Annotated in this window: 22 protein-coding genes; 9 read left to right on the top strand and 13 right to left on the bottom strand. The window is 71.6% G+C overall.

Translation table 11 applies throughout. The annotated features are described in order from the left end of the window. Window positions 1-5 precede the first annotated feature (5 nt). The 4 genes from ACWEVN_RS21325 to ACWEVN_RS21310 form a co-directional block, all read right to left on the bottom strand. Window positions 6-1,277 carry a sensor histidine kinase gene (locus ACWEVN_RS21325; protein WP_452052430.1) on the bottom strand — a complete coding sequence of 424 codons (1,272 nt, stop codon included), beginning with the start codon at window positions 1,275-1,277 and terminating at the stop codon, window positions 6-8. Between the two features lie 453 nt (window positions 1,278-1,730). Beyond that, the gene (locus ACWEVN_RS21320; protein ID WP_310974321.1) at window positions 1,731-1,931 is read right to left on the bottom strand and encodes a hypothetical protein; all 201 of its coding nucleotides are present in this window, start codon (window positions 1,929-1,931) and stop codon (window positions 1,731-1,733) included. Between the two features lie 7 nt (window positions 1,932-1,938). Continuing rightward, complete coding sequence (locus ACWEVN_RS21315) at window positions 1,939-3,045, bottom strand: fatty acid desaturase family protein (protein WP_449682810.1); 1,107 nt, start codon at window positions 3,043-3,045, stop codon at window positions 1,939-1,941. 11 nt (window positions 3,046-3,056) lie between these two features. After that, window positions 3,057-4,115, bottom strand: a complete 1,059-nt coding sequence (locus ACWEVN_RS21310) for a ferredoxin reductase (protein WP_452052419.1) — start codon at window positions 4,113-4,115, stop codon at window positions 3,057-3,059. Between the two features lie 94 nt (window positions 4,116-4,209). On the opposite strand from ACWEVN_RS21310, the gene ACWEVN_RS21305 reads away from it, so the two are divergent. The 5 genes from ACWEVN_RS21305 to ACWEVN_RS21285 all read left to right on the top strand — a co-directional run bounded on the left by ACWEVN_RS21305 (window position 4,210) and on the right by ACWEVN_RS21285 (window position 8,526). Next, on the top strand, window positions 4,210-4,869 hold the full coding sequence (locus ACWEVN_RS21305; RefSeq protein WP_310974317.1) for a TetR family transcriptional regulator: 660 nt from the start codon (window positions 4,210-4,212) through the stop codon (window positions 4,867-4,869). A 123-nt stretch (window positions 4,870-4,992) separates the two neighbouring features. Continuing rightward, window positions 4,993-6,105: a Re/Si-specific NAD(P)(+) transhydrogenase subunit alpha gene (locus ACWEVN_RS21300; protein ID WP_449682812.1), complete on the top strand. Its 1,113-nt coding sequence runs from the start codon at window positions 4,993-4,995 to the stop codon at window positions 6,103-6,105. Window positions 6,106-6,110: 5 nt separating this feature from the next. Continuing rightward, the gene (locus ACWEVN_RS21295; RefSeq protein WP_449682850.1) at window positions 6,111-6,413 is read left to right on the top strand and encodes an NAD(P) transhydrogenase subunit alpha; all 303 of its coding nucleotides are present in this window, start codon (window positions 6,111-6,113) and stop codon (window positions 6,411-6,413) included. Beyond that, window positions 6,410-7,798, top strand: a complete 1,389-nt coding sequence (locus ACWEVN_RS21290) for an NAD(P)(+) transhydrogenase (Re/Si-specific) subunit beta (RefSeq protein ID WP_449682813.1) — start codon at window positions 6,410-6,412, stop codon at window positions 7,796-7,798. Before ACWEVN_RS21295 ends, ACWEVN_RS21290 begins: the two co-directional genes overlap by 4 nt. Further along, window positions 7,795-8,526: a lipoate--protein ligase family protein gene (locus ACWEVN_RS21285; protein WP_452052418.1), complete on the top strand. Its 732-nt coding sequence runs from the start codon at window positions 7,795-7,797 to the stop codon at window positions 8,524-8,526. The genes ACWEVN_RS21290 and ACWEVN_RS21285 overlap by 4 nt, the downstream gene beginning before the upstream one ends. Before the next feature lie 16 nt (window positions 8,527-8,542). Here the strand turns inward: ACWEVN_RS21285 and ACWEVN_RS21280 are convergent, their stop codons facing one another. Beyond that, window positions 8,543-8,911 carry a histone-like nucleoid-structuring protein Lsr2 gene (locus ACWEVN_RS21280; RefSeq protein ID WP_452052417.1) on the bottom strand — a complete coding sequence of 123 codons (369 nt, stop codon included), beginning with the start codon at window positions 8,909-8,911 and terminating at the stop codon, window positions 8,543-8,545. Between the two features lie 139 nt (window positions 8,912-9,050). Between ACWEVN_RS21280 and ACWEVN_RS21275 the strand changes: the two genes are divergently transcribed. Then, window positions 9,051-10,439, top strand: coding sequence for a dihydrolipoyl dehydrogenase family protein (locus ACWEVN_RS21275; RefSeq protein ID WP_449682815.1), 1,389 nt, complete (start codon window positions 9,051-9,053; stop codon window positions 10,437-10,439). Between the two features lie 3 nt (window positions 10,440-10,442). On the opposite strand, the gene ACWEVN_RS21270 is transcribed toward ACWEVN_RS21275, so the two are convergent. Continuing rightward, window positions 10,443-12,431 carry a hypothetical protein gene (locus tag ACWEVN_RS21270; protein ID WP_452052416.1) on the bottom strand — a complete coding sequence of 663 codons (1,989 nt, stop codon included), beginning with the start codon at window positions 12,429-12,431 and terminating at the stop codon, window positions 10,443-10,445. Window positions 12,432-12,704: 273 nt separating this feature from the next. Between ACWEVN_RS21270 and ACWEVN_RS21265 the strand changes: the two genes are divergently transcribed. Further along, window positions 12,705-13,208: a DUF3145 domain-containing protein gene (locus ACWEVN_RS21265; RefSeq protein WP_191315073.1), complete on the top strand. Its 504-nt coding sequence runs from the start codon at window positions 12,705-12,707 to the stop codon at window positions 13,206-13,208. Window positions 13,209-13,239: 31 nt separating this feature from the next. After that, window positions 13,240-13,836: a hypothetical protein gene (locus tag ACWEVN_RS21260; RefSeq protein ID WP_449682817.1), complete on the top strand. Its 597-nt coding sequence runs from the start codon at window positions 13,240-13,242 to the stop codon at window positions 13,834-13,836. A 51-nt stretch (window positions 13,837-13,887) separates the two neighbouring features. On the opposite strand, the gene ACWEVN_RS21255 is transcribed toward ACWEVN_RS21260, so the two are convergent. From ACWEVN_RS21255 to ACWEVN_RS21225, 7 genes are all read right to left on the bottom strand, one after another. Continuing rightward, window positions 13,888-15,138 (bottom strand): beta-ketoacyl-[acyl-carrier-protein] synthase family protein, encoded by a 1,251-nt coding sequence (locus tag ACWEVN_RS21255; protein ID WP_310974303.1) that lies wholly within the window; start codon window positions 15,136-15,138, stop codon window positions 13,888-13,890. A gap of 28 nt (window positions 15,139-15,166) precedes the next feature. After that, window positions 15,167-15,412, bottom strand: a complete 246-nt coding sequence (locus ACWEVN_RS21250; RefSeq protein ID WP_004559006.1) for an acyl carrier protein — start codon at window positions 15,410-15,412, stop codon at window positions 15,167-15,169. Between the two features lie 74 nt (window positions 15,413-15,486). After that, on the bottom strand, window positions 15,487-16,470 hold the full coding sequence (locus ACWEVN_RS21245; RefSeq protein WP_449682818.1) for a beta-ketoacyl-ACP synthase III: 984 nt from the start codon (window positions 16,468-16,470) through the stop codon (window positions 15,487-15,489). Beyond that, window positions 16,467-17,390, bottom strand: coding sequence for an ACP S-malonyltransferase (locus ACWEVN_RS21240; protein WP_449682819.1), 924 nt, complete (start codon window positions 17,388-17,390; stop codon window positions 16,467-16,469). Before ACWEVN_RS21240 ends, ACWEVN_RS21245 begins: the two co-directional genes overlap by 4 nt. 182 nt (window positions 17,391-17,572) lie before the next feature. After that, window positions 17,573-18,028 carry a nitroreductase family deazaflavin-dependent oxidoreductase gene (locus ACWEVN_RS21235; RefSeq protein WP_449682820.1) on the bottom strand — a complete coding sequence of 152 codons (456 nt, stop codon included), beginning with the start codon at window positions 18,026-18,028 and terminating at the stop codon, window positions 17,573-17,575. Window positions 18,029-18,048: 20 nt separating this feature from the next. Further along, window positions 18,049-18,486 carry a VOC family protein gene (locus tag ACWEVN_RS21230; protein WP_449682821.1) on the bottom strand — a complete coding sequence of 146 codons (438 nt, stop codon included), beginning with the start codon at window positions 18,484-18,486 and terminating at the stop codon, window positions 18,049-18,051. 74 nt (window positions 18,487-18,560) lie between these two features. Then, a complete protein-coding gene (locus ACWEVN_RS21225) occupies window positions 18,561-19,775 on the bottom strand; it encodes a PucR family transcriptional regulator (protein ID WP_449682822.1) in 1,215 nt (404 codons plus the stop codon). A gap of 118 nt (window positions 19,776-19,893) precedes the next feature. Here ACWEVN_RS21225 and ACWEVN_RS21220 point away from each other — a divergent pair. Beyond that, on the top strand, window positions 19,894-20,332 hold a 439-nt coding region (locus tag ACWEVN_RS21220; RefSeq protein WP_452052415.1), incomplete at its 3' end, for an ABC transporter ATP-binding protein.

The following is a 20,332-nucleotide window of genomic DNA, read 5'->3' as shown; positions in this document are numbered from 1 at the left end:
CGACCCTAGCGGGGCAGCGGCACCCGCGCGGACACTTCGGTCGGACCGCCGGCCGGGCTGGTGACGGTCAGTTCGCCGTCGACCGTCCGCAGCCGCTCGGCGACGCCGGCCAGCCCGCCGCCCGGCACGATCCGGGCGCCGCCGGGGCCGGTGTCGCGCACCCGCAGTAGCAGCACGTCCGGGGTTTCGGTGACTTCGACGAGCGTCATCCCGCCGTGTTTCGCGGCGTTGGTGAGCAGTTCGGCGGCGCTGAAGTAGACGATCGTCTCCAGCGACGGCGGTGGGCGGCGTGGGAGGTCGACGGCGACCTGTGCGTCGATCCCGGAGGTGGCGACGAGCGTGGCGAGGGCGACGTCGAGGCCCGCGTCCAGGGCGGCCGGGTGGATGCCGCGGGCGAGGTCGCGCAGTTCGGTGAGGGCCTGCTTGGCGTTGGCGTGCGCGGCGGTGACCAGCTGCTTGACCTGCGGGAGGTCGACGTCGGCCAGTTCGTCCTTGGCCAGGCCGAGCTTCATGGCCAGCGCGACGAGCTGGGCCTGCGCGCCATCGTGCAGATCGCGTTCGATGCGCCGCAGCCGCAGGGCGGCGTCCTCGACGGCGGTCGCGCGGCTCGCTTCGAGGTCGCGGACGCGGGCGGACAGGTCGCGCTCGCCGAGCAGCCCGACGACCAGCAGCCTGTCGAGCGCGACGAAGGCGTGCGTCACCCGCGGCAGCGCGATCAGCACGAGCAGGCCGGACGCCGACCAGGCCAGCGCACCCGCCCAGTGCTCGGCGCGGATGTCGAAGACGGGCAGCTGCCGTTCGCCCATCGGGAACCAGAAGAAGCAGTAGGTGGTGGCGGCGAAGCTGTAGAGGGTCGCGGTGAGGACGCTGGCGAGCCCGACGAGGGTCAGCGGCAGCCGCAGCAGCAGGTAGCCGATGGCCCGCCAGCCCGCGGGATCGCCGACGCGCGCCTTCACCCAGCTCCACAGCCCGGGTTTGAGCTCGGGCCGCCGTGGGGCGGGGACGCTGACACCGAGCAGGGCCTTCGCGAGCCTCCGGTGGGCGGCCCCGATGCCCCGGGCGTAGAAGACGGCCCCGGCGAGGACGAGGAACCCGAGCAGGACGGGGGTGAGCCAGAGGCCGACCGCGAGCACGACGAGGAAGGTGAGCAGGGCGAAGACGGTGAGCGGGGCGGCGAGCCAGAGCCAGAGGTACTCGGCCCGGAAGTCCCGCGTGGCCAGGGGGCCGAAGACGCGGCGCAGCGGGTGGGGTGGGTCGAGGGTGGTCACGGGATCCAGTGTTGCCCGCGGTCGGCGGGGTTGCCCATGGGGTTTTCCCCCGGCTTCGTTACGGAACTCCGCAGGGTGCCGGCGAACGGGGACCTGGTCGTCTGCGCTGTCGGAAGGCGGCGAAGCGGGTCGAGGCTCCGAGCTGGATCCTGTTCGCCGGGCCGGCGTACTTGCTGCTGGTCGACCGGCGGATTCCGGTCGGTGCGGCACGTGAAGGCGGTGCCGGTCCTGGACGCCGGCCTTGGCGGCGCTCGGCGAAGCGGGCCGGCGGCACCACGGGTACTTCGAGTTCGCCGATCTCGGGTCCGTCGCTGCCTCACCCTCGCGGGCGGCGGCATTTTCGCACTGGCCCGCCGGGGCGCCCCCCGGTTTTCACTCTACCGGCGACCACCGACAATTCCGTCCCGCCGGAAATGTGAACGGCCTCCCCGAACCACGAGGAGGCCGTTCACGAAACTTGCGTCACGGCGTGTCCGGGTCGTCCTCCCGGGCTCGCTGGGCCGCCTCGCGCATCTCGATCACGTCCGTGAGCCACTCACCCGTCTCGCGGGCGACGTCGCGGATCGCTCCCGTGATGATCGACGCTATGTTGCCGACGTGCGTCGCCGCTGATTCGGTGATCACCTGCAGGGTGTCCTTCTCTCGTTCGAACTGGCCCACCATGTCACCCTCACGCTGCTCGGAGCTGCCGGTCGGGTTCCACGGTAGCCGGGGACTGCGGGGCGGGCAGGGCCAGCTTCACGATCTTCTTCGCCACTGACCAGAGCTGCCGGCGCAGCGGGCCCGTGTGGTACGGCAGCCCGTACTTCTCGCAGATCGCGCGCACTTCGCCGGCGATCTGCGGGTAGCGGCGCGCCGGGATGTCCGGGAACAGGTGGTGCTCGATCTGGTGGGACAGGTTGCCGCTGAGGATGTGGAACAGCGGCCCGCCCGTGATGTTCGCCGAACCCAGGATCTGGCGCAGGTACCACTGGCCGCGCGATTCCGAAGCGGTTTCCTCTTCGGTGAAGCTTTCGACGTCCGCCGGGAAGTGGCCGCAGAAGATGATCGCGAACGCCCACAGGTTGCGGGTCAGGTTCGCCGTCGCGTTGCCGAGGAACGTCAGCGGCGCCAGCGGTCCCGTCAGCAACGGGAACAGCACGTAGTCCTTGCCGATCTGCCGCGACGCCTTCCGCACGATCTTCCGCAGCACCGGCACGTTGTCCGCCCAGGTCCGCGTGCCCTTGACGACGTTCTCGACCTCGAGGTCGTGCAGCATCACGCCCCACTGGAAGAAGATCGCCAGCAGCGTCGCGTACACCGGGTTGCCCAGGTAGTACGGGTGCCACTTCTGGGCGGTGTCCATCCGCAGGATGCCGTAGCCGACGTCGCGGTCCTTGTCGACGATGTTCGTGTACGTGTGGTGGATGTAGTTGTGCGAGTGCCGCCAGTTCTCCGCCGGCGCCACCGTGTCCCACTCGAACCGCTGCGAGCTCAGCGCCGGGTCGCGCGTCCAGTCGTACTGGCCGTGCATGACGTTGTGGCCGATCTCCATGTTGTCGAGGATCTTCGCCAGCGACAGCGCGCCGACGCCGGCCAGCCACGCCGGCGGGAAGAACCCGGCGAACAGCAGCGCCCGCCCGGCGACCTCCAGGCCGCGCTGGGTCTTGATGACGTTGTGGATGTAGTCGACGTCCTCCTGGCCGAGGTCGTCGACGATCCGCTGCCGCAGCGCGTCGAGCTCGCGGCCGAACTCCTCGACCTGTGCCGGGGTCAGGCGGTCCTGCAGACCGGTCATGACAATCTCCTCTAAGCGTCGATCTCGACGTCCCCGACCGGGACGGAGATGCAGAGCTGGATTTCTTCGTCTTCGTCGCCGGAAACCTCGCCGGTGCGCGCGTTGCGGACGCGCCCGGCCGTCTTCAGCTGGGTGCAGGAGAAGCAGATGCCCATCCGGCAGCCGTGCTCCGGCGTCAGACCGGCTTCCTCGGCCTGCTCCAGCAACGGCTTCCCCGAGTTGGCGCATTCGCGGCCGCTGCGGCGGAACCGCACCCGGCCCTCGGCGTCCGCGGTGTCGAACGTCAACGCCGGCGGCGTGAACTCTTCGGTGTGCACGCGTTCACCGAGCTCCGCGCGCACGGCGTCCATGAGCGGCTTCGGGCCGCAGACGAACGTCTCCGCGTCGCGGAACCGCGGCTCGATGTGCTCGACCGAGAAGAACCCGGTCAGGTCGCCGCCCTTCGAGTGCGTGTAGGCGTGCACGACCCGCAGTCCCGGGTGCCGGACGGCGAGTTCGGCCAGTTCGGTGCGGTACAGCGCGTCGGCCGGGCCGTTCGAGTACTGCACGAACACGATCTCGCCGGGGTGACCTTCGTCGACCAGGGTGCGCGCCATCGCGAGCACCGGCGTGATCCCGCTGCCGCCCGCGATCAGCAGCACGCGGTCCGGCCGGGTGGCCGGCAGCGTGAAGCCGCCGTCCGGAGTGGACAGGTTGACGACCGAGCCGAGACCGATCGCCCGGTTCAGGTGCCCGGAGACCAGGCCCTGCTCCTTGACCGTGAACTCCAGCTCGCCGTCGTACTGCGAACCGGACGGCGAATAGCAGCGCGTGCGCCGGACGCCGTCGATCTCCACCTGCACGCGAACGTATTGGCCGGCGGTGAACCCGGGCCACGCGCGGCTCGGCCGGACGGTGAGGGTGACGCTGTCCGGCGTCTGCTTGCGCACCGCCGTGACCAGCCCGCGGATCTCGCGGCGGACCAGCATCGGGTCGACGAGCTCCAGGTACCGGTCCATCCCGTGCGGCGTCAGCAGCGCCTCGGCCAGCGAGGCGAGGCCGCGCACCCGCCGGGGGATGAGCGCCGTCATCTCCGAACCTCCTCGGTTACAGTGAACGACTGTGCACTCAATAGTGCACTGCAAGAGTGGACGCCCTGTCAACGCGAGACGCGAAGGATGTGACGTGAGCAACGCGGTGGACACCCGTACGCTGGAACCCGTGTCCGAACCACTGACGCCGGTGAGCCGCCAGGAGCGCAAACTGCGCACCCGCCAGGCGTTGCTGGACACCGCCCTCGAGCTGCTGGCCGACCGCCCGTTCGCCACGCTGTCCCTGCGCGAGGTCGCGAAGGGCGCCGGCATCGTCCCGACGGCCTTCTACCGGCACTTCGCCACGATGGAGGACCTCGGCGTCGCGCTCGTCGAGGAGGCGACGCGCACGCTGCGCGGCATGATGCGCTCCGCCCGCACCGATCCGGACACCTACCAGGGGATGATCAGCGCCTCGGTGGCCACGGTGCACCAATTCGTCCGGGCGAACGAGGACCATTTCCGGTTCCTCACCCGCGAGCGGTACGCCGGCGGCCCGCTCGCGCAGGCGATCGGCGTCGAACTGCGGATGTTCTCCGGCGACCTCGCGATCGACCTCGCGCGGTTCGCGCCGCTGCGGTCGTGGAGCACCGAAGACCTGCACATGCTGGCCGACTTGATCGTTTCCGTGATGCTGACGACCATTGTCGAACTGCTGGAAGCCCGCCCCGGTGAAGACGCGAAAATCACCGGAACGGCGGAAAAACGGCTGCGCCTGGTCCTGCTGGGCGTCCCGCACTGGAAAACGACCTGAACGGTTCCCGCACGACACTCGTATTTCCCGGCACAACCGGCGGACTTGCGACCCAGGTCACTGGGGACTGTCGGTCCGGCGTGGTACAACCCTCGGATCGTGCCTCGCCGATGAGGAGGTCGTGTGACGGACAGCGAACAGAGTCAGCAGCTCACCGTGGGTGTGGTGGCCGAATCACGCCCCGGGGAGCGGCGGGTGGCGATGGTGCCCAAGCTCGTCGGGCGGCTGGCGCAGCGCGGGCTGCGCGTCGTCGTCGAGCCGGGCGCCGGATCCGGCGCGCACCTGAGTGACGATGCGTACACCCAGGCCGGCGCCGAACTCGGCGACGCCTGGGGCGCGCCGATCGTCGTGAAGGTCAACCCGCCTTCGCCGGGGGAAGTCGCGAAACTGAGCCGGGGCGCCGTGCTCGTCGGTTTCCTCGATCCGCGCGGCAACCCGGAAGGGCTCGCGAAGCTCGAAGAAGCGGGGTTGCGCGCCTTCGCGATGGAGGCGGTCCCGCGGATCTCGCGGGCGCAGGCGATGGACGCGCTGTCGTCGCAGGCCAGCATCGGCGGTTACCGCGCGGTGCTGCTCGCCGCGCAGAAACTCCCGCGGTTCTTCCCGATGCTCACCACCGCGGCCGGCACCGTCCCGCCGGCCAAGGTGCTCGTCCTCGGCGCCGGCGTCGCCGGCCTGCAGGCGCTCGCCACGGCGAAGCGGCTCGGCGCGCAGACCACCGGCTACGACGTCCGGCCCGAGGTCGCCGAGCAGGTCAAGTCGCTCGGCGCGCAGTTCCTCGACCTCGGCATCGAGGCCGTCGGCGAAGGCGGGTACGCCCGCGAGCTGACGCCGGAAGAGCGCGAGGAGCAGCAGCGGCGGCTCACCGAGGCCATCACGAAGTTCGACGTCGTGATCACCACCGCGCTGGTGCCGGGCCGCAAGGCGCCGACCCTGGTCACCGCGGACGCCGTCAAGGGCATGCCCGCCGGGTCCGTCGTGGTCGACCTCGCGGGCGAGACCGGCGGCAACTGCGAGCTGACCAAGCCGGGCGAGGACGTCGTGGAGCACGACGTCACCATCTCCTCCCCGCTGAACCTGCCCGCCGAAATGCCTTCGCACGCCAGCGAGCTCTACGCGCGCAACGTCGTCGAGCTGCTGGAGCTGCTCGTGACGAAGGAAGGCGCGCTGGAGCTGAACTTCGAAGACGAGATCGTCGCCGGTGCCTGCGTGGCCGGGCGCGAAGGGAGCGCGTCGTGAGCCCACTGGTGCAGAACCTGGCGGTGCTCGTGCTCGCCGGGTTCGTCGGCTTCGCCGTCATCTCGAAGGTGCCCAACACCCTGCACACCCCGCTGATGTCGGGCACCAACGCCATCCACGGCATCGTGCTGCTGGGCGGCCTGGTCGTGCTCGGCCTCGGCGTCGACGGCGTGTTCAACAAGATCCTGCTGGTCATCGCGATCGCCTTCGGCACGATCAACGTCGTCGGCGGGTTCCTCGTCACCGACCGGATGCTGTCGATGTTCAAGGCGAAGAAGCCCGTGCCCGGTGAGGAGGAGGAGAAGTGACCGACTTCATCGCGATCCTCTACATCATCGCGTTCGCCCTCTTCATCTACGGCCTGATGGGCCTCACCGGCCCGCGCACCGCCGTCCGCGGCAACTGGATCGCCGCGGTCGGCATGGGCATCGCCGTCGTCGCCACCCTGCTCACCCCGGGGATGGGCAACTGGGTGCTGATCGCGCTCGGCGTCGGGATCGGCGTCGTCGTCGGCGTGCCGTCGGCGCGCAAGGTCAAGATGACCGCGATGCCGCAGATGGTGGCGCTGTTCAACGGCGTCGGCGGCGGCGCGGTCGCGCTCATCGCGTGGGTCGAGTTCAACTCCACCGACGGGTACGCGCACGAACCGGCGTACATCGCGATCGCCTCGCTGTTCGCCGCCATCATCGGCTCGATCTCCTTCTGGGGCTCGAACGTCGCGTTCGGCAAGCTCCAGGAGCTGATCAGCGGCCGCCCGATCACCCTCGGCAAGCTCCAGCAGCCGGTCAACCTGCTGCTCCTGGCGATCGCGGTCGTCTGCGCGGTGCTCATCATCACCGGGAACGACAGCGAGCTGCTGATCATCGGGCTGCTGGTGGCGGCGGGCATCCTCGGCCTCACCGTCGTGCTGCCGATCGGCGGCGCGGACATGCCGGTGGTGATCTCGCTGCTCAACGCGTTCACCGGGCTGTCGGCCGCGGCGATGGGCCTGGCGCTGGACAACACGGCGCTGATCGTGGCGGGCATGATCGTCGGCGCGTCCGGCTCGATCCTGACGAACCTGATGGCCAAGGCGATGAACCGGTCCATCCCGGCGATCGTCGCGGGCGGCTTCGGCGGCGGCCCGGCGGTCGCGGCCGGCGGCGGCGCGAAGGAAGCCCGTCCGGTGCGCTCGACCAGCGCGGCCGACACCGCGATCCAGATGGCCTACGCCAGCAAGGTCGTCGTGGTGCCCGGCTACGGCATGGCCGTGGCGCAGGCGCAGCACACCGTCCGCGAGATGGCGAAGCTGCTGGAGAAGAAGGGCATCACGGTCGCGTACGCGATCCACCCGGTGGCCGGCCGGATGCCGGGGCACATGAACGTGCTGCTCGCCGAGGCCGACGTGCCGTACGAGCAGCTCAAGGAGATGGACGAAATCAACTCCGAGTTCGCCCAGACCGACGTCGCGCTGGTGATCGGCGCGAACGACGTCACGAACCCGGCCGCGCAGACCGACCCGAGCTCGCCGATCTACGGGATGCCGATCCTCAAGGTCAACGAGAGCCGGTCCGTGATCGTCTTGAAACGCGGGATGAGCTCGGGCTTCGCCGGGATCGACAACGACCTGTTCTACGATCCGAAGACCAGCATGCTCTTCGGGGACGCCAAGTCGTCGGTGGGCGAGATCGTGGAGGAACTCAAGGCGCTATGACGACCGGGTCGGATGTTCGTGCGGCGTTCACGGATCCGGCCGAGAATCTCGCTTTCGACGAAGCGCTCCTCCGGGTTGCGCCCGAGTCACCGGTGCTGTGGCTCTGGCGCAACCCGGTTTGCGTCGTGGTGGGGCGCGGGCAGCGGATCGCCCGCGAAGTGCGTGTCGACGAGTGCGTCCGCGACGGCGTCCCGGTGCTGCGGCGGGCCAGCGGCGGCGGCACCGTGTTCCACGATCCGGGCAACCTGAACGTCACGTTGGTCCTGCCCGGCCCGGCGGACCGGCCCCTGGAGGCGCTCGGCCAGGTGATGAGCGCCGCCGTCGACCAGCTCGGGCTGGTGCCGCGGATCGGCGACCGCGGGCTGTTCATCGGCGACGCAAAGCTGTGCGGGTTCGCGGTGTTCCGCACGAAGACCGGCCTGCTGGCCCACTCGACGCTGCTGGTCGAGACGGCGGCCGGGCTCGTCGGCCGCTACCTGACCAGCGCGCCGCCGGACCCGCGGCCGCTCGACTCGCACCGCAGCCCGGTGGCGTCGCTGGCCGAGCACGGCCTGCGGCCCGGGTTCCCGGCGGTCGAGGCGGCGGTGCGGGCGGCGGCGTCGCAGCTGCTCGGGACGTTCGTGCCCCGCCCGCCGTCGGCGGCCGAGCTGGCGCGGCAGCGGGCGCTGCTGCACACCCGCTACCGCTACCCGTCCTGGCACGCCGACGGCGCCCAGCGCGTGGCCTGAGCCGTCTACTGTGGACTTACTCGGCCGCCGAGAACATGACGGTCGGCACCTTGCGGCCGGTGGCCTTCGGCTCCGCGGCCTTCCTGGTGCGCGCGGGTTCGGCCTTCTTCTCCGGGGCGGCCTTCGGCTTGGTGGACTTCGGTTTCGGGGTGGTTCTCTCGGCTTCGGTCCTCTTCGCGCCGGGGACGGCCCGGGGCCGGTTCTTGCGGCCTCCCGTGCGGCGCCCGGCGTCGGCGTAGCGCTGCAGGAGTTCGCGCAGCGCTTCGGCGTTGGCGAAGGAGAGGTCGATGTCGTAGTCGATGCCGTCCAGGCCGAACCCGACGGTCTCCGCCGCGGGCTCGCCGGTCAGATCATCCAGCACCTGCACAGCCGTGTTCCTGGCCACGACAAACCTCCCGTGCTCGAACTCGTGTGTTCGCGCGCACCGGGCCCGACGGCATCCGGTGCCGCCGACAACTTGCAGCTTCCTGACGGAGGATAGCCGCTGGCTTGCGTGATCCCGCGTAGTGGTGTGACCTGAACCCATGCCTGGAGAGACTTTTGACGTAGTGGTGATCGGCGCGGGTCCGGTGGGGGAGGTGGCCGCGGAACGGGCGGCTCGCGGAGGCCTGAAGGTCGCCCTCGTCGAGCACGAACGCTTCGGTGGCGAGTGCTCCTACTGGGCCTGCATCCCGAGCAAGGCGTTGCTGCGGCCGGGAAATCTGCTGGCCGCCGCCAAGCGGGTGCCGGGCGTGCCGGTCGGCGACCGGGTCGACCCGGCGGCGGTGTTCGCGCGCCGTGACTGGTTCACCGGCAAGGGCGACGACTCGGGACAGGTCGACTGGGCCCGCGGAGCGGGCATCGAGCCGATCCGCGGGCACGGCGAGATCACCGGTGAGCGGGAGGTGACGGTCGGCGGCGACCGCGTCCTGACCGCGCGGCACGCGGTGATCGTCTGCACCGGCAGCGTGCCCAGCACGCCGCCGATCCCGGGGCTCGACACGATCCGGCCGTGGGGTTCGCGGGAAGCGACGTCGGCGTCCTCGGCGCCCGGGCGCCTCGGCGTCCTGGGTGGCGGCGTGGTCGGCGTCGAGATGGCGCAGGCGTTCGCGTCGCTGGGTTCGGAGGTCCACCTGGTGATCAGCGGTCCGCGTCCGCTGCCGCGCAACGCCTCCTTCGCCGGTGACCTGGTGCTGGCGGGGCTGCGCGAAGCCGGCGTGCAGGTGCACACGGATTCGGGGGTGTCCTCGGTGGCCGCGGGTGATGCCGGGACGACGTTGACGCTGAAGGACGGCTCGACGCTCGTCGTGGACGAGTTCCTGGTGGCGACCGGCCGCCGTCCGGCGACCGCCGGGCTCGAGCGCTTCGGTATCGAGCCCGGGCACCCGCTGGAGACCGACGACACCGGCCGCGTGTCCGCAGTGGACGGTGGCTGGCTGTTCGCGGCGGGCGACGTCACCGGCCGGGCGCCGCTGACCCACCAGGGCAAGTACGGCGCCCGCGCGGCGGGTGACACGGTGGCGGCACTGGCGGCGGGCACGTTTGCGGAGCCGTCGCCGTGGAGCCGCTTCACCGCGACGGCCGACCACCACGCGGTGCCCCAGGTGGTGTTCACCGACCCGGAGGTGGCGGCGGTCGGCCTCGCGGACGCGCGCCCGGGCTCGGCGGACCGCGTCGTCGACATCGACATCGCGGTGGCGGGCTCGTCGTTGCACGCGGACGGCTACACGGGCAAGGCCCGGATGGTGGTCGACACGGAGCGGAACGTGCTCCTGGGTGTGACGTTCGTCGGCCAGGACGTCTCGGAGCTGCTGCACTCGGCAACGATCGCGATCGTGGGCGAGGTGCCCCTGGACCGCCTGTGGCACGCGGTGCCGTCGTTCCCGACGATCAGCGAGGTTTGGCTGCGGCTGCTGGAGGCGTACGGGCTCTGACGGTCACTGGGCGGGCAGGTCGAGGGCGGCTTTGGCCGCCCTGACCAGGCCGGGATCGTCCGCAGTGGACGGTCCCGGCACCCAGACGGCCTGCACGAGCCGCACGGAGGAGCCATCGAGCTTGCTGGCGTAGGCGGCGTTCTCGAAGCGCGGCGTCGGGGTGGCGCCCCACTGGCGGGTCTCGGTGGCGAGGTCGAGGACGCCACCCCCGCCGGGCGTATCGGCAACGGCCTTGAAGGCGGCGGCCTGGGCGGCATCGGGGAAGTCGACGATCCCGACGGTGACGGCCCCGCCGCGGCCGTCGATGGTGGCGGCGTAGCTGGCGCGTTTGACGCCGGAGCAGCTGGTCTGTTGGAGGCTGGCTTGGGCATCGCCGAAGGCGTGCGAAGCACAGCCCTGATCCCCACCGGCGGCGCGAAGGGCGAACTGGAGGCTGCGCGCGGGGGTAGGCGGAGCGGTCTTGGAGGTGGCGGGGGGAGTCGGGGCGGGCGCGGCGGCGGTGCCATCCCCGGTGGTGGCCACGGCGATCGCGGCGACGGCGAGGAGGACGAGCGCACCGATGGCGCCGAGCGGCAGCCAGCGGACGGTGCGGGGGGCCGGGGTGGTGGGTTCGGGCTCCGGCCGGGGGCGGGGGAAGGGCTGCGGCGAGGGCAGCGACGGCTGGGCCGCTTGCCGCGGCTCGGAGTCGGGTTCGGGGTCGGGACGTGCGGCGGTGGGTTGCGCGACTTCGGCTGGTTGGGGAGTGCCCGGCCCGGCTTGGGTGGGGGTCGGCCCGGTTTCGGTTGGCTGTGGAGGGGTGTCCGGTTCGGCCTCAGTGGGCGGCGGGTCGAGCTGCTCTGGCCCGGTGGGCTGGGAGTTGGCATCCGCAAGTTGCGGTGCGAGGGATTCAGGCGCTGGCCCGGCATCGGCGGAGGCAACGGTAACCGCGGTCTGCTCGCCGCTCGGTGACGGCCGGCGGAGGTTTTCGGTCCGCTCGGCATCAACCGCCGCGGATTCAGCCGGTTCCGGACCATCCGAACGGGTGGCGTTGGCGGACCCCGACGGTTCCGTGCCGGGGAACACCGGGCGTGCCTCGGGATCGGCGGGGCGGTCCGGCTTCGCCTGCGCGGGCGGCCGGGGTACCTCGGTGGGTTCGGCCGGCGGCGAAGTGGCGCCGGGGAACACCGGGCGCGCCTTGGGATCGGCTGCGCGGTCCGGTTCCTCCTGCGCGGTCGGCTGGAGCACCTCGGCGTCGACGGGTGGTGTGGCCTCCGCCGGGGTCTCCGTCCGCCAGCCGGTCACGCCTACCGAACCAGCCGAACCAGCCGAACCAGCGGAAGCCGGAGCAACCGCAGCAGGAGCGACCGCCGGGGGATCGTCCCAAAGGGACTCCGGGGGTGTGTCGTCCGTCAACCTGCTGAAGCCTTCGCCCAGCAGCACTTCGTCCGAAAACTCCGGTGCCGCCGGCGCCAGGCCGCGGATCAGCGCCCGCACCTGGTCCACCGACCGGGGCCGGTGGGCCGTGCACAACGACACCGTTGCCGCCAGCATCGTCGTCGGGGTCGGGTGGAGGACCCGTACCGGGCCCGCCAGGTCCGGCGCCGGCTGGTCGACCGTCTCCACGTACGGCCCCACCGCGATGATCGTGCCCACCGGGGCCGTTCCCGGGACCAGTTCGGCGATTCGCCGTTCGCAAGCCTGCGAAACGTCCAGGGCCTCCGTCGCCGGGTTCACCGAATCGTCGTCCGCGACCAGGGGCCAGCCGTCCGCCTTCCAGGGGCCTCCCAACGGGGCCTCCAAGCGCAGGGCCGGGTCCGGGAGATCCACGCCGATCACGATGATCACGCCGTGGGGGAGCAGGACCACGGCGTCGATCGGGCGATCCGTCACACCCCCGACACCCACCAGGGCGATGCCGCCGATCACGGTGCTGCCGCGGCCCAGGGATGCCAGCGCCGCCCGGATGTCGTCCGCCACCCGGGACTGCTGCCTCTCCAGGCGCACCAGTCGCACCGAAAGCCCCTTTCCGCTCGTCGTTCCGGGTCAACACGCTAGCGCGCGCAGCCCAGCGAACCGCGCGACACGGGGACGGCACGGCGCGGTGCCCTCCGAAAGTGGGGCGGCGGGTGACTTGTGGTGTTCATGTGGCCAAACGGCACGGTTGGGGTGCAGAATGTGCTACAACGCATCGGAGGCGGCATTCGGGAGCCGCGCTGAGGCCGCACCGCAGCTCGAGTCAGGGCGTAGGGGAAGACGTCCCTCGTCGAGCAACAAGCGGAGGTAGCAGTGAGCACCCGTGGCAGCACCCGAGGTGTGGTGTACGTCCACTCGTCGCCGTCTGCGGTGTGTCCGCACGTCGAGTGGGCCATTTCGGGCACCCTGGGTGCCCGCGTTGACCTGAAGTGGACGGCGCAGCCGGCCAGTCCGGGTCAGCTTCGCGCCGAGTGCGGATGGCGCGCGCCCGCGGGCACCGGCGCCAAACTGGCGTCCGCCCTCAAGGCGTGGCCGATGATTCGGTTCGAAGTCACCGAAGAGCCCAGCGCGGGCGTCGACGGCGAACGGTTCTGCTTCGCGCCCGGCCTCGGCCTGTGGCACGGCCGGACCAGCGCCAACGGCGACATCGTGGTGGGCGAGGACCAGCTGCGCGCGCTCGTCAGCATGACCCGCGGCGGCGAATCCCTCGCGCACAAGCTGGACGAACTCCTGGCCGCGAGCTGGGACGAGGCGCTCGAGCCGTTCCGCCACGCCGGCGACGGCGCGCCGGTGACCTGGCTGCACCAGGTCGGCTGAGCCCCGGGACGGGGGCCGGTACGCTCTCCGCGTGACCACCCCCGCCCCCAGCTCTCGCCAGCGCTGGCTGGTGCCCGTCGTGGTCGTGGTGCTGTCCGTGACCGTCGGCGGCGGCCTGCTCGCGCGCGAGCTCTACCGCCGGCCCGACCAGCCCGTCGACGACACCTCCGTCGCGGTCACGACGCCGTCGCCGTCCAGCGTCGGCGCGCCGGCCGCGGTGGGCGACGACGTCCGGATGACCGACGACGCCAAGCGGCACCCGCAGGGCGACGCCGTGCGCCGGGTGCTGCAGAAGTATTTCGCGGCCATCAACAGCAAGCAGTACCAGCAGTGGGTCGCCGTGGTCACCGACGAGCGGGCCGCCGGCCAGTCGCAGAGCGACTGGAAGAAGGGCGTTCGCACCACAGAGGACAGCGACGCCCTCGTCTACCGGATCGAGCGCTCGTCCGGGAATTCGCTGCGCGTCCTGGTCGGGTTCACCAGCAGGCAGAACGTCGAGGACGCCCCGCTGTTCTTCCGCGAGCCGTGCATCAAGTGGCGGCTCGTCATCCCGATGGTGGCCGACGGCAAGACGCTGAAGGTCGCCGCCATCGACGGCGGGCCACCACCCGAACACGAGAAGTGCTGAAACGGACGAAGGGCCCGGCCGAAGCCGGGCCCTTCCTCAGTTCCGGGGCGGTCAGGCCGCCGGGGTGAACAGCAGCGCGGTGTTGTGGCCGCCGAACCCGAACGAGTTGCTGATCGCCGCGGTCAGCTCGACCTTGCGCGGCTCGCCCGCGACGACGTCCAGCTGCACCCGCGGGTCCAGGTCGGTCAGGTTCCGGGTGGCCGGCACCAGGCCGTGGTAGAGCGACAGGATCGTGATGATCCCCTCGACCGCGCCGGCCCCGCCGACGAGGTGGCCGAGCGAAGCCTTCGGCGCCGTCACGATCACGTGGTCGCCGACCGCCTTGCGGATCGCCGCCGCCTCGCCGATGTCACCCACCACAGTGGACGTCGCGTGCGCGTTCACGTGCCCGACGTCCGCCGCGGTGACCCCGGCCATCTTCATCGCCGCGCGCATGGCGGCGATCTGGCCGACGCCCTCGGGGTGGTTGCCGGTGATGTGGTAGGCGTCCGAGGTGATGCCGTGTCCCGCGATCGTCGCGTAGACGCGCGCCCCGCGGGCCTTCGCCAGGTCCGCGCGCTCCAGGATGACCACGCCGGCGCCCTCGCCGAGGACGAAGCCGTCGCGGTTGGCGTCGAACGGCCGCGACGCGCTCGCCGGGTCGTCGTTGCGCGTGGAGACCGTGCGGGCCTGGGCGAACCCGGCCAGCGTGATCGGGTGGATGCACGCTTCGGCGCCGCCGGCGATCACGACGTCGGCGCGCCCGGAGCGGATCATCTCCACGCCGCTGGCGATGCCCTCGGCACCCGAGGCACAGGCCGAAGCCGGGGAGTGCACCCCGGCCCGCGCCTTGAGGTCGATGCCCACGTGCGCGGCCGGGCCGTTCGGCATCAGCATCGGCACGGTCAGCGGCGACACCTTGCGGAGACCCTGCTGGTGCAACAGGTCGTTCTGGGTGAGCAGGGTGACCGGGCCACCGACCCCGGTGCCGATCGACACGCCGAGGCGGTCGGGGTCGACGTCGGTGTGCTCGTCGGTCGGCTCGGTGTACCCGGCGTCGGCCCACGCCTGCCGGGCGGCGATCAGCGCGACCTGCTCGCAGCGGTCCATCCGGCGGGCCTGGACCCGGGGCAGGACCTCGGTCGGCTCGACGGCCAGCTGACCGCCGATCTTGACCGGCAGCTGCAGCTCCTCGACCCAATCGGCCTCGATCGCGCGAACCCCGCTCGCCCCGGCCAGCAGACCGTCCCAGGTGGACGTGACGTCCCCGCCGAGCGGTGTGGTGGCGCCGAGACCGGTGATCACGACGTCGATGTTGCTCATGGGAGTCTCCTCAAGGAGGGAAGAGGACTTACTTCGAGTTGGCCGACACGTAGTTCACCGCGTCGCCCACGGTCTTCAGGTTGGCGAGCTCGTCGTCCGGGATCTTGACGCCGAACTTGTCCTCGGCCTGCACGGCGATCTCGACCATCGACAGCGAGTCGATGTCCAGGTCGTCCACGAACGACTTCTCGGCGGTGACGTCGTCCTGAGCCACACCGGCGACCTCTTCGACGATCTCGGCGAGGCCGGCGAGGATCTCAGCGTTGTCAGCCATGGGGTAGTTCCCTTCTCGGTCTTTCTGGGGGTCTGTTTTCCTCGGGCGAGTGCCCGCGGGGAGCGTAACGGTGATCAGGGGCAGATGAACGCCTGCCCGGCGTAGGACAGGCCCGCGCCGAACCCGACCGCCAGCACCACGTCGCCGGTCTTCGCCGTCCCGGCCTTGCGCATGTGGTCCAGCGCGAGCGGGATGGACGCCGACGAGGTGTTGCCGGAGTACTTGATGTCGTCGGCGACGACCATGTCGTCGCGGGCGCCGTTGGCCCGCAGCTTCTTCGCGATCGCCTCGACGATGCGCAGGTTGGCCTGGTGCGGGATCAGCACGTCCACATCGGACGGCTTCAGCCCGGCGACCTCGAGCGCGCGCAGCGCGATCGGCGCGATCTGGGTGGTCGCCCACCGGAAGACCGACTGGCCCTCCTGGTAGATGTACTTCTGGTCGCGCATGTAGATCAGGTCGACCAGGTCGCCCGCGCTGCCCCAGGAGACCGGGCCGATCTCCGGCTCGTCGGAGGCGCCGACCACCGCGGCGCCCGCGCCGTCGGCGAAGATGATCGCGTTGGCCCGGTCGACCGGGTCGACGGAGTCGGTGAGCTTCTCCGCGCCGATGACCAGGACCTTCTTCGCCGAGCCGGCCCGGATCAGGTCGGAGGCGACACCCAGGCCGTAGCAGAACCCGGCGCACGCGGCGTTGAGGTCGAACGCGCCGGGGCTGGGGATGCCGATCCGGGCCGCCACCTGCGCGGCGGCGTTCGGGATGAGCGTCGGCATGGTGCAGTTCGGCAGGATGACCGTGTCCACTTCGGACGGGTCGACCCCGGCATCCTCCAGCGCGGCCTTGCCCGCGGCGACGGCGAAGTCGGTGAGCAGCTCGTCCTTCTCGGCGAACCGGCGCTCGACGATCCCGACCCGGGTCTGGATCCACTCGTCGCTGGTTTCCATGATCTGGGAGAGGTCGTCGTTGGTGACGATCTTCTCCGGCTGCGCGCTGCCGATGCCCAGCACGCGGCTGCCGCGGGAGCCGGTGGTGAGGCTCAGGGCGGGTCGGTCGGTCACGAGGCGTCCTCCTGGCGCAGCGCCGCCAGCTCGGCCGGCGTCTTCAGCGCGGTGATAGTGGTGACGACGCCCTTGAGCTGCCGCTTGACCAGGCCGGTCAGGGTGCCCGCGGGCGCGAGTTCGATCGTGCGGGTGACGCCGAGGGAGACCAGGCCGTCCATCGTCAGGTCCCAGCGGACCGGGCGGGTGACCTGGGAGACCAGCCGCGCCAGGTACTCGGCCCCGCTGGTGACGACGGCACCGTCCGCGTTGGACAGCAGCGGGCGGGTGGGGTCGGCCGGGGTCAGCTCGGCGGCGTGGGCGCGCATCGCCTCTTCGGCGGGCGCCATGTAGTGCGTGTGGAACGCGCCGGCGACCTTGAGGGCGCGGATCTTCGTGCCTTCGAGGGGCTCGGCGACGATCTTCGCGATCGCGTCGGCGGCACCGGAGGCGACGATCTGACCGGCGCCGTTGCGGTTGGCCGCGGTCAGGCCCTGCTCTCCGAGCCACGCGACGACCTGCTCGGGGTCCCCGAGCATGACCGCGGCCATCGACGTCGGTTCCAGCGCGCACGCCTTCGCCATCTCGGCGCCGCGGACGGCGGCGAGCGCGACGGCGTCTTCGGGCTTCAGCACCCCGGCGATCGCGGCGGCCGCGAGCTCGCCGACGGAGTGGCCGGCGACCGGTGCGTCCGCGGGCACCGGCGCGGTGGCCTGGAGGTGCTCGAAGGTGAGCAGCGACAGCGCGACGATCAGCGGCTGGGCGATCGCGGTGTCCTGGATCTCGTCGGCGTCCGACTCGGTGCCGAGGCGGAGCAGGTCGAGCCCGGCGCGCTCGGACCACTGCGCGACGCGCTCGCGCGCGCCGTCGAGGTCGAGCCAGGGCGTGAACATACCGGGGGCCTGGGACCCCTGGCCGGGAGCGAGGACTGCTGCTGTCACCCTTCAAGACAACACGGCGGAGGGCGTTCCCCGGGATGCCGACGTTCACAGTGTCTGTGCGGCGTCTTTGTCGGAACCCTCCAAAGACGCGCCGCAGAAGCTCGCGCGTAACCCGGAAGCCTTGTCGGGTTCAATCACCTTTCGCTGTTAAGTCCATCACGTGACGCCCGTCTCGGGAAGGCTCACCCCTGCGGGGTGAGCACGACGACCGGGATGACGCGATCGGTCTTGCGCGCGTACTCGTCGTAGAGCGGGAAGATGCCCGCCATCGTGGTCCACAGCGGACCGCGCTCGGCCGCGGAGGCCGGCCGGGCGCGGGCGGTGAACCGGCGCGGGCCGACCTGGACGCCGACGCTCGGTTCGGCCAGGAGGTTCTTGAACCACGCGGGATCCTCGTCGGCGCCGCCCTTGGACGCGACGACCACGAAGTCGTCGCCCGCGGTGCCGTAGATCAGGCAGGTGCGCCGCGGCACGCCGGTCCGGCGGCCGGTCGTGGCGAGGATGAGCGTGCGCAAGCCGTTCGACTCGTGGCCCACGGTGCCGTCTGAGGCCAGGTAGGTGCGGGTCTGCTCGGCCACCCAGGCCCACTGCGGGTCGGTGGAGTCGGTGGCGCGGTCGAGGTCGTCGGCGACGGCCATGAGGTGTCCTTTCCCAGTGGTCAGCGGAGGTTCTCGGCGAGCGCGACGAGGAGGCCCTCGGGCCCGCGGACGTAGGCGAGCCGGTGGCTGCCCTCGTATTCGACCACCTCGCCCAGGAGCTCCGCGCCGTGCCGGCGCACGCGAGCGAGAACGGTGCCGAGGTCTTCGACGGCGAACATGATGCGGCGCATCCCGAAGGCGTTGACCGGCTCGGCGGTCCCGGCGGCCGGAGCCGCCGGGGTGTGGAACTTCATCAGCTCGAGCCGTCCGTGGCCGTCCGGCGTGCGCACCACGGCCAGGTCGCACCGCACCCCGTCGAGCGCGACGAGGCTGTCGACTTCCGGCCCGCCGACCGTGGCTTCGCCCTCGACCTCCAGGCCGAGGGCGACGAAGAACGCCGTCACCGCCGCGAGGTCGTCGACGACGACGCCGACGTTGTCCATTCGCTGGATCGTCATGGGTTTCTCCCCGGGTCACGCGGCCGGGTGGCCGCTCCTGCCCTCGAGACGAAGCCGGCGCCGGGTTCTCGACATCACCAGAGGCCGCGAGCGCGCGCCAGCCGTCCGACGGTCAGCGCGATCCGCAGCACCAGCGCGTCGCGCGGGTCGGTCGCCTGGCAGCCGGTCAGGTCCGCGGCCTTGCGCAGCCGGTAGCGGACCGTGTTCGGGTGGACGAACAGCGTCTTCGCGCACGTCTCCAGCACGCCGCCGCTCTCCAGGTACGCCTCCACCGTGCGCTGCAGCGTCGGACCGGCCTCCTCCAGCGGGCGCGCGATCGTGTCCACCAGCAGGCGCTCGGCCTCCGCGTCCCCGGACAGCGCGCGCTCGGGCAGCAGGTCGCCCGAGCGCACCGGGCGGGGCGCGCCCGGCCAGCCGACCACCGCGCGCAGCCCCGACAACGCCTCCGTCGCGCTGTGGTGGGCCTCCGCCAGCGTCGGCACCGTCGGGCCGGCCACCACCGGGCCGTCGGCGAACGCCACCGACATCCGGGTCAGGATCTCCCGCTCCTTCACCCCGCCGTCGGTCGGGCCGCCCACCACGACCACCAGCCGGGAACCCTGCACCGACAGCAGCACCGGACGCCCGACGCGGGCCGCGCGGCTGCGGACCTCGAACACCACCGTCGGCGGGTCCTCCGACGGCGGGTTGCCGACCAGCACCGTCGCCGCCGCCGTGGGGTCCCAGCCCAGCGCCGTCGCCCGGGAGAGCACCGACTCCTCGGCGTCGCCGCGGACGATGCCGTCGACGACCAGCGCCTCCAGGCGGGCGTCCCAGGCGCCGCGCGCTTCCGCGGCCGCCGCGTAGGAGTTCGCCGCCGCGAAGGCGATTTCCCGGCCGTAGCGCAGGATCCCCTCGATCAGCGCGGCCCGTTCCGCTTCGTTCGCGGCGAACTCGGGCAGCTGCTCCTCGAAGACCTCGATGGCCAGCCGCACCATGCCGACCGCCTGGCGCAGGCTGATCCACCGCGACAACTCGGCCGGCGCGTCGCGGAACGCCTCGGTCGTGAGCTTCAGCGCCTCCTTGGAGTCCCGCAGCCAGTCGACGAACCCGGCGGCCCCGGCCTGGGTGATCAGCAGGACGCTCGCGCGCTGGTCGGCGGGCAGCCGGGCGAACCACGGCAGCCGCCGCTCCATCACCGAGATGCTCGCGCTCGCCAGGCTGCCGGACGCGTGCTCCAGCCGCCGGAGCGTCTTCGCGGACAGTCCGTGGTGCTTCGGCACCGGGCGCGGGGCGGTGGTTCCATCCATGGCGGAGGCGATCCTACGTGCCCGCAACTTTGGTAGCCCCTCGCGGCAACGCGCGAGGGTAGGCGGCGCGTGTACGCACTGCCTAGGATCGGGGCCACACGAGAACGGGGGAACCGGAATGACCGGTTTGGAAATAGACGGGATCTCCAAACGCTACGGCGACGTGGTCGCCCTGCGCGAAATGACCTTCGACGTCCGTCCGGGCGAATTGTTCGGCTTCGTCGGCAGCAACGGCGCCGGCAAGACCACGACCATGCGGATCGCGCTCGGCGTGCTCTCCGCCGACGCCGGCGAAGTCCGCTACGACGGCGCGCCCGTGACGCACGAAACGCGCCGCCACATCGGCTACATGCCCGAAGAACGCGGCCTCTACCCGAGGATGAAGGTGGCCGAGCAGCTGACGTACCTCGCGCGGCTGCACGGCATGCCCGCTGCCGACGCGCAGGCGTCGGTGACGAAGTGGACGGAACGGCTGGGCGTCGCCGGCCGCCGCGACGACGAGGTGCAGAAGCTCTCGCTCGGCAACCAGCAGCGCGTCCAGCTGGCCGCGGCGCTGG

It is taken from the genome of Amycolatopsis sp. NPDC003861, assembly GCF_053605405.1.
This window is presented reverse-complemented; position numbering and strand designations above follow the sequence as displayed.

Excerpts from the sequence above, each read along its gene's own strand:
- ACWEVN_RS21235 (WP_449682820.1), bottom strand. The coding sequence starts at position 18,028 with ATGGCCGTCGCCGACGACCTCGACCGCGCCACCGACTCCACCGACCCG.
- ACWEVN_RS21275 (WP_449682815.1), top strand. The coding sequence starts at position 9,051 with ATGCCTGGAGAGACTTTTGACGTAGTGGTGATCGGCGCGGGTCCGGTG.
- ACWEVN_RS21310 (WP_452052419.1), bottom strand. The coding sequence starts at position 4,115 with ATGACGGCGCTCATCCCCCGGCGGGTGCGCGGCCTCGCCTCGCTGGCC.
- ACWEVN_RS21255 (WP_310974303.1), bottom strand. The coding sequence starts at position 15,138 with ATGAGCAACATCGACGTCGTGATCACCGGTCTCGGCGCCACCACACCG.
- ACWEVN_RS21250 (WP_004559006.1), bottom strand. The coding sequence starts at position 15,412 with ATGGCTGACAACGCTGAGATCCTCGCCGGCCTCGCCGAGATCGTCGAA.
- ACWEVN_RS21230 (WP_449682821.1), bottom strand. The coding sequence starts at position 18,486 with ATGACGATCCAGCGAATGGACAACGTCGGCGTCGTCGTCGACGACCTC.
- ACWEVN_RS21225 (WP_449682822.1), bottom strand. The coding sequence starts at position 19,775 with ATGGATGGAACCACCGCCCCGCGCCCGGTGCCGAAGCACCACGGACTG.
- ACWEVN_RS21315 (WP_449682810.1), bottom strand. The coding sequence starts at position 3,045 with ATGACCGGTCTGCAGGACCGCCTGACCCCGGCACAGGTCGAGGAGTTC.
- ACWEVN_RS21320 (WP_310974321.1), bottom strand. The coding sequence starts at position 1,931 with ATGGTGGGCCAGTTCGAACGAGAGAAGGACACCCTGCAGGTGATCACC.
- ACWEVN_RS21285 (WP_452052418.1), top strand. The coding sequence starts at position 7,795 with ATGACGACCGGGTCGGATGTTCGTGCGGCGTTCACGGATCCGGCCGAG.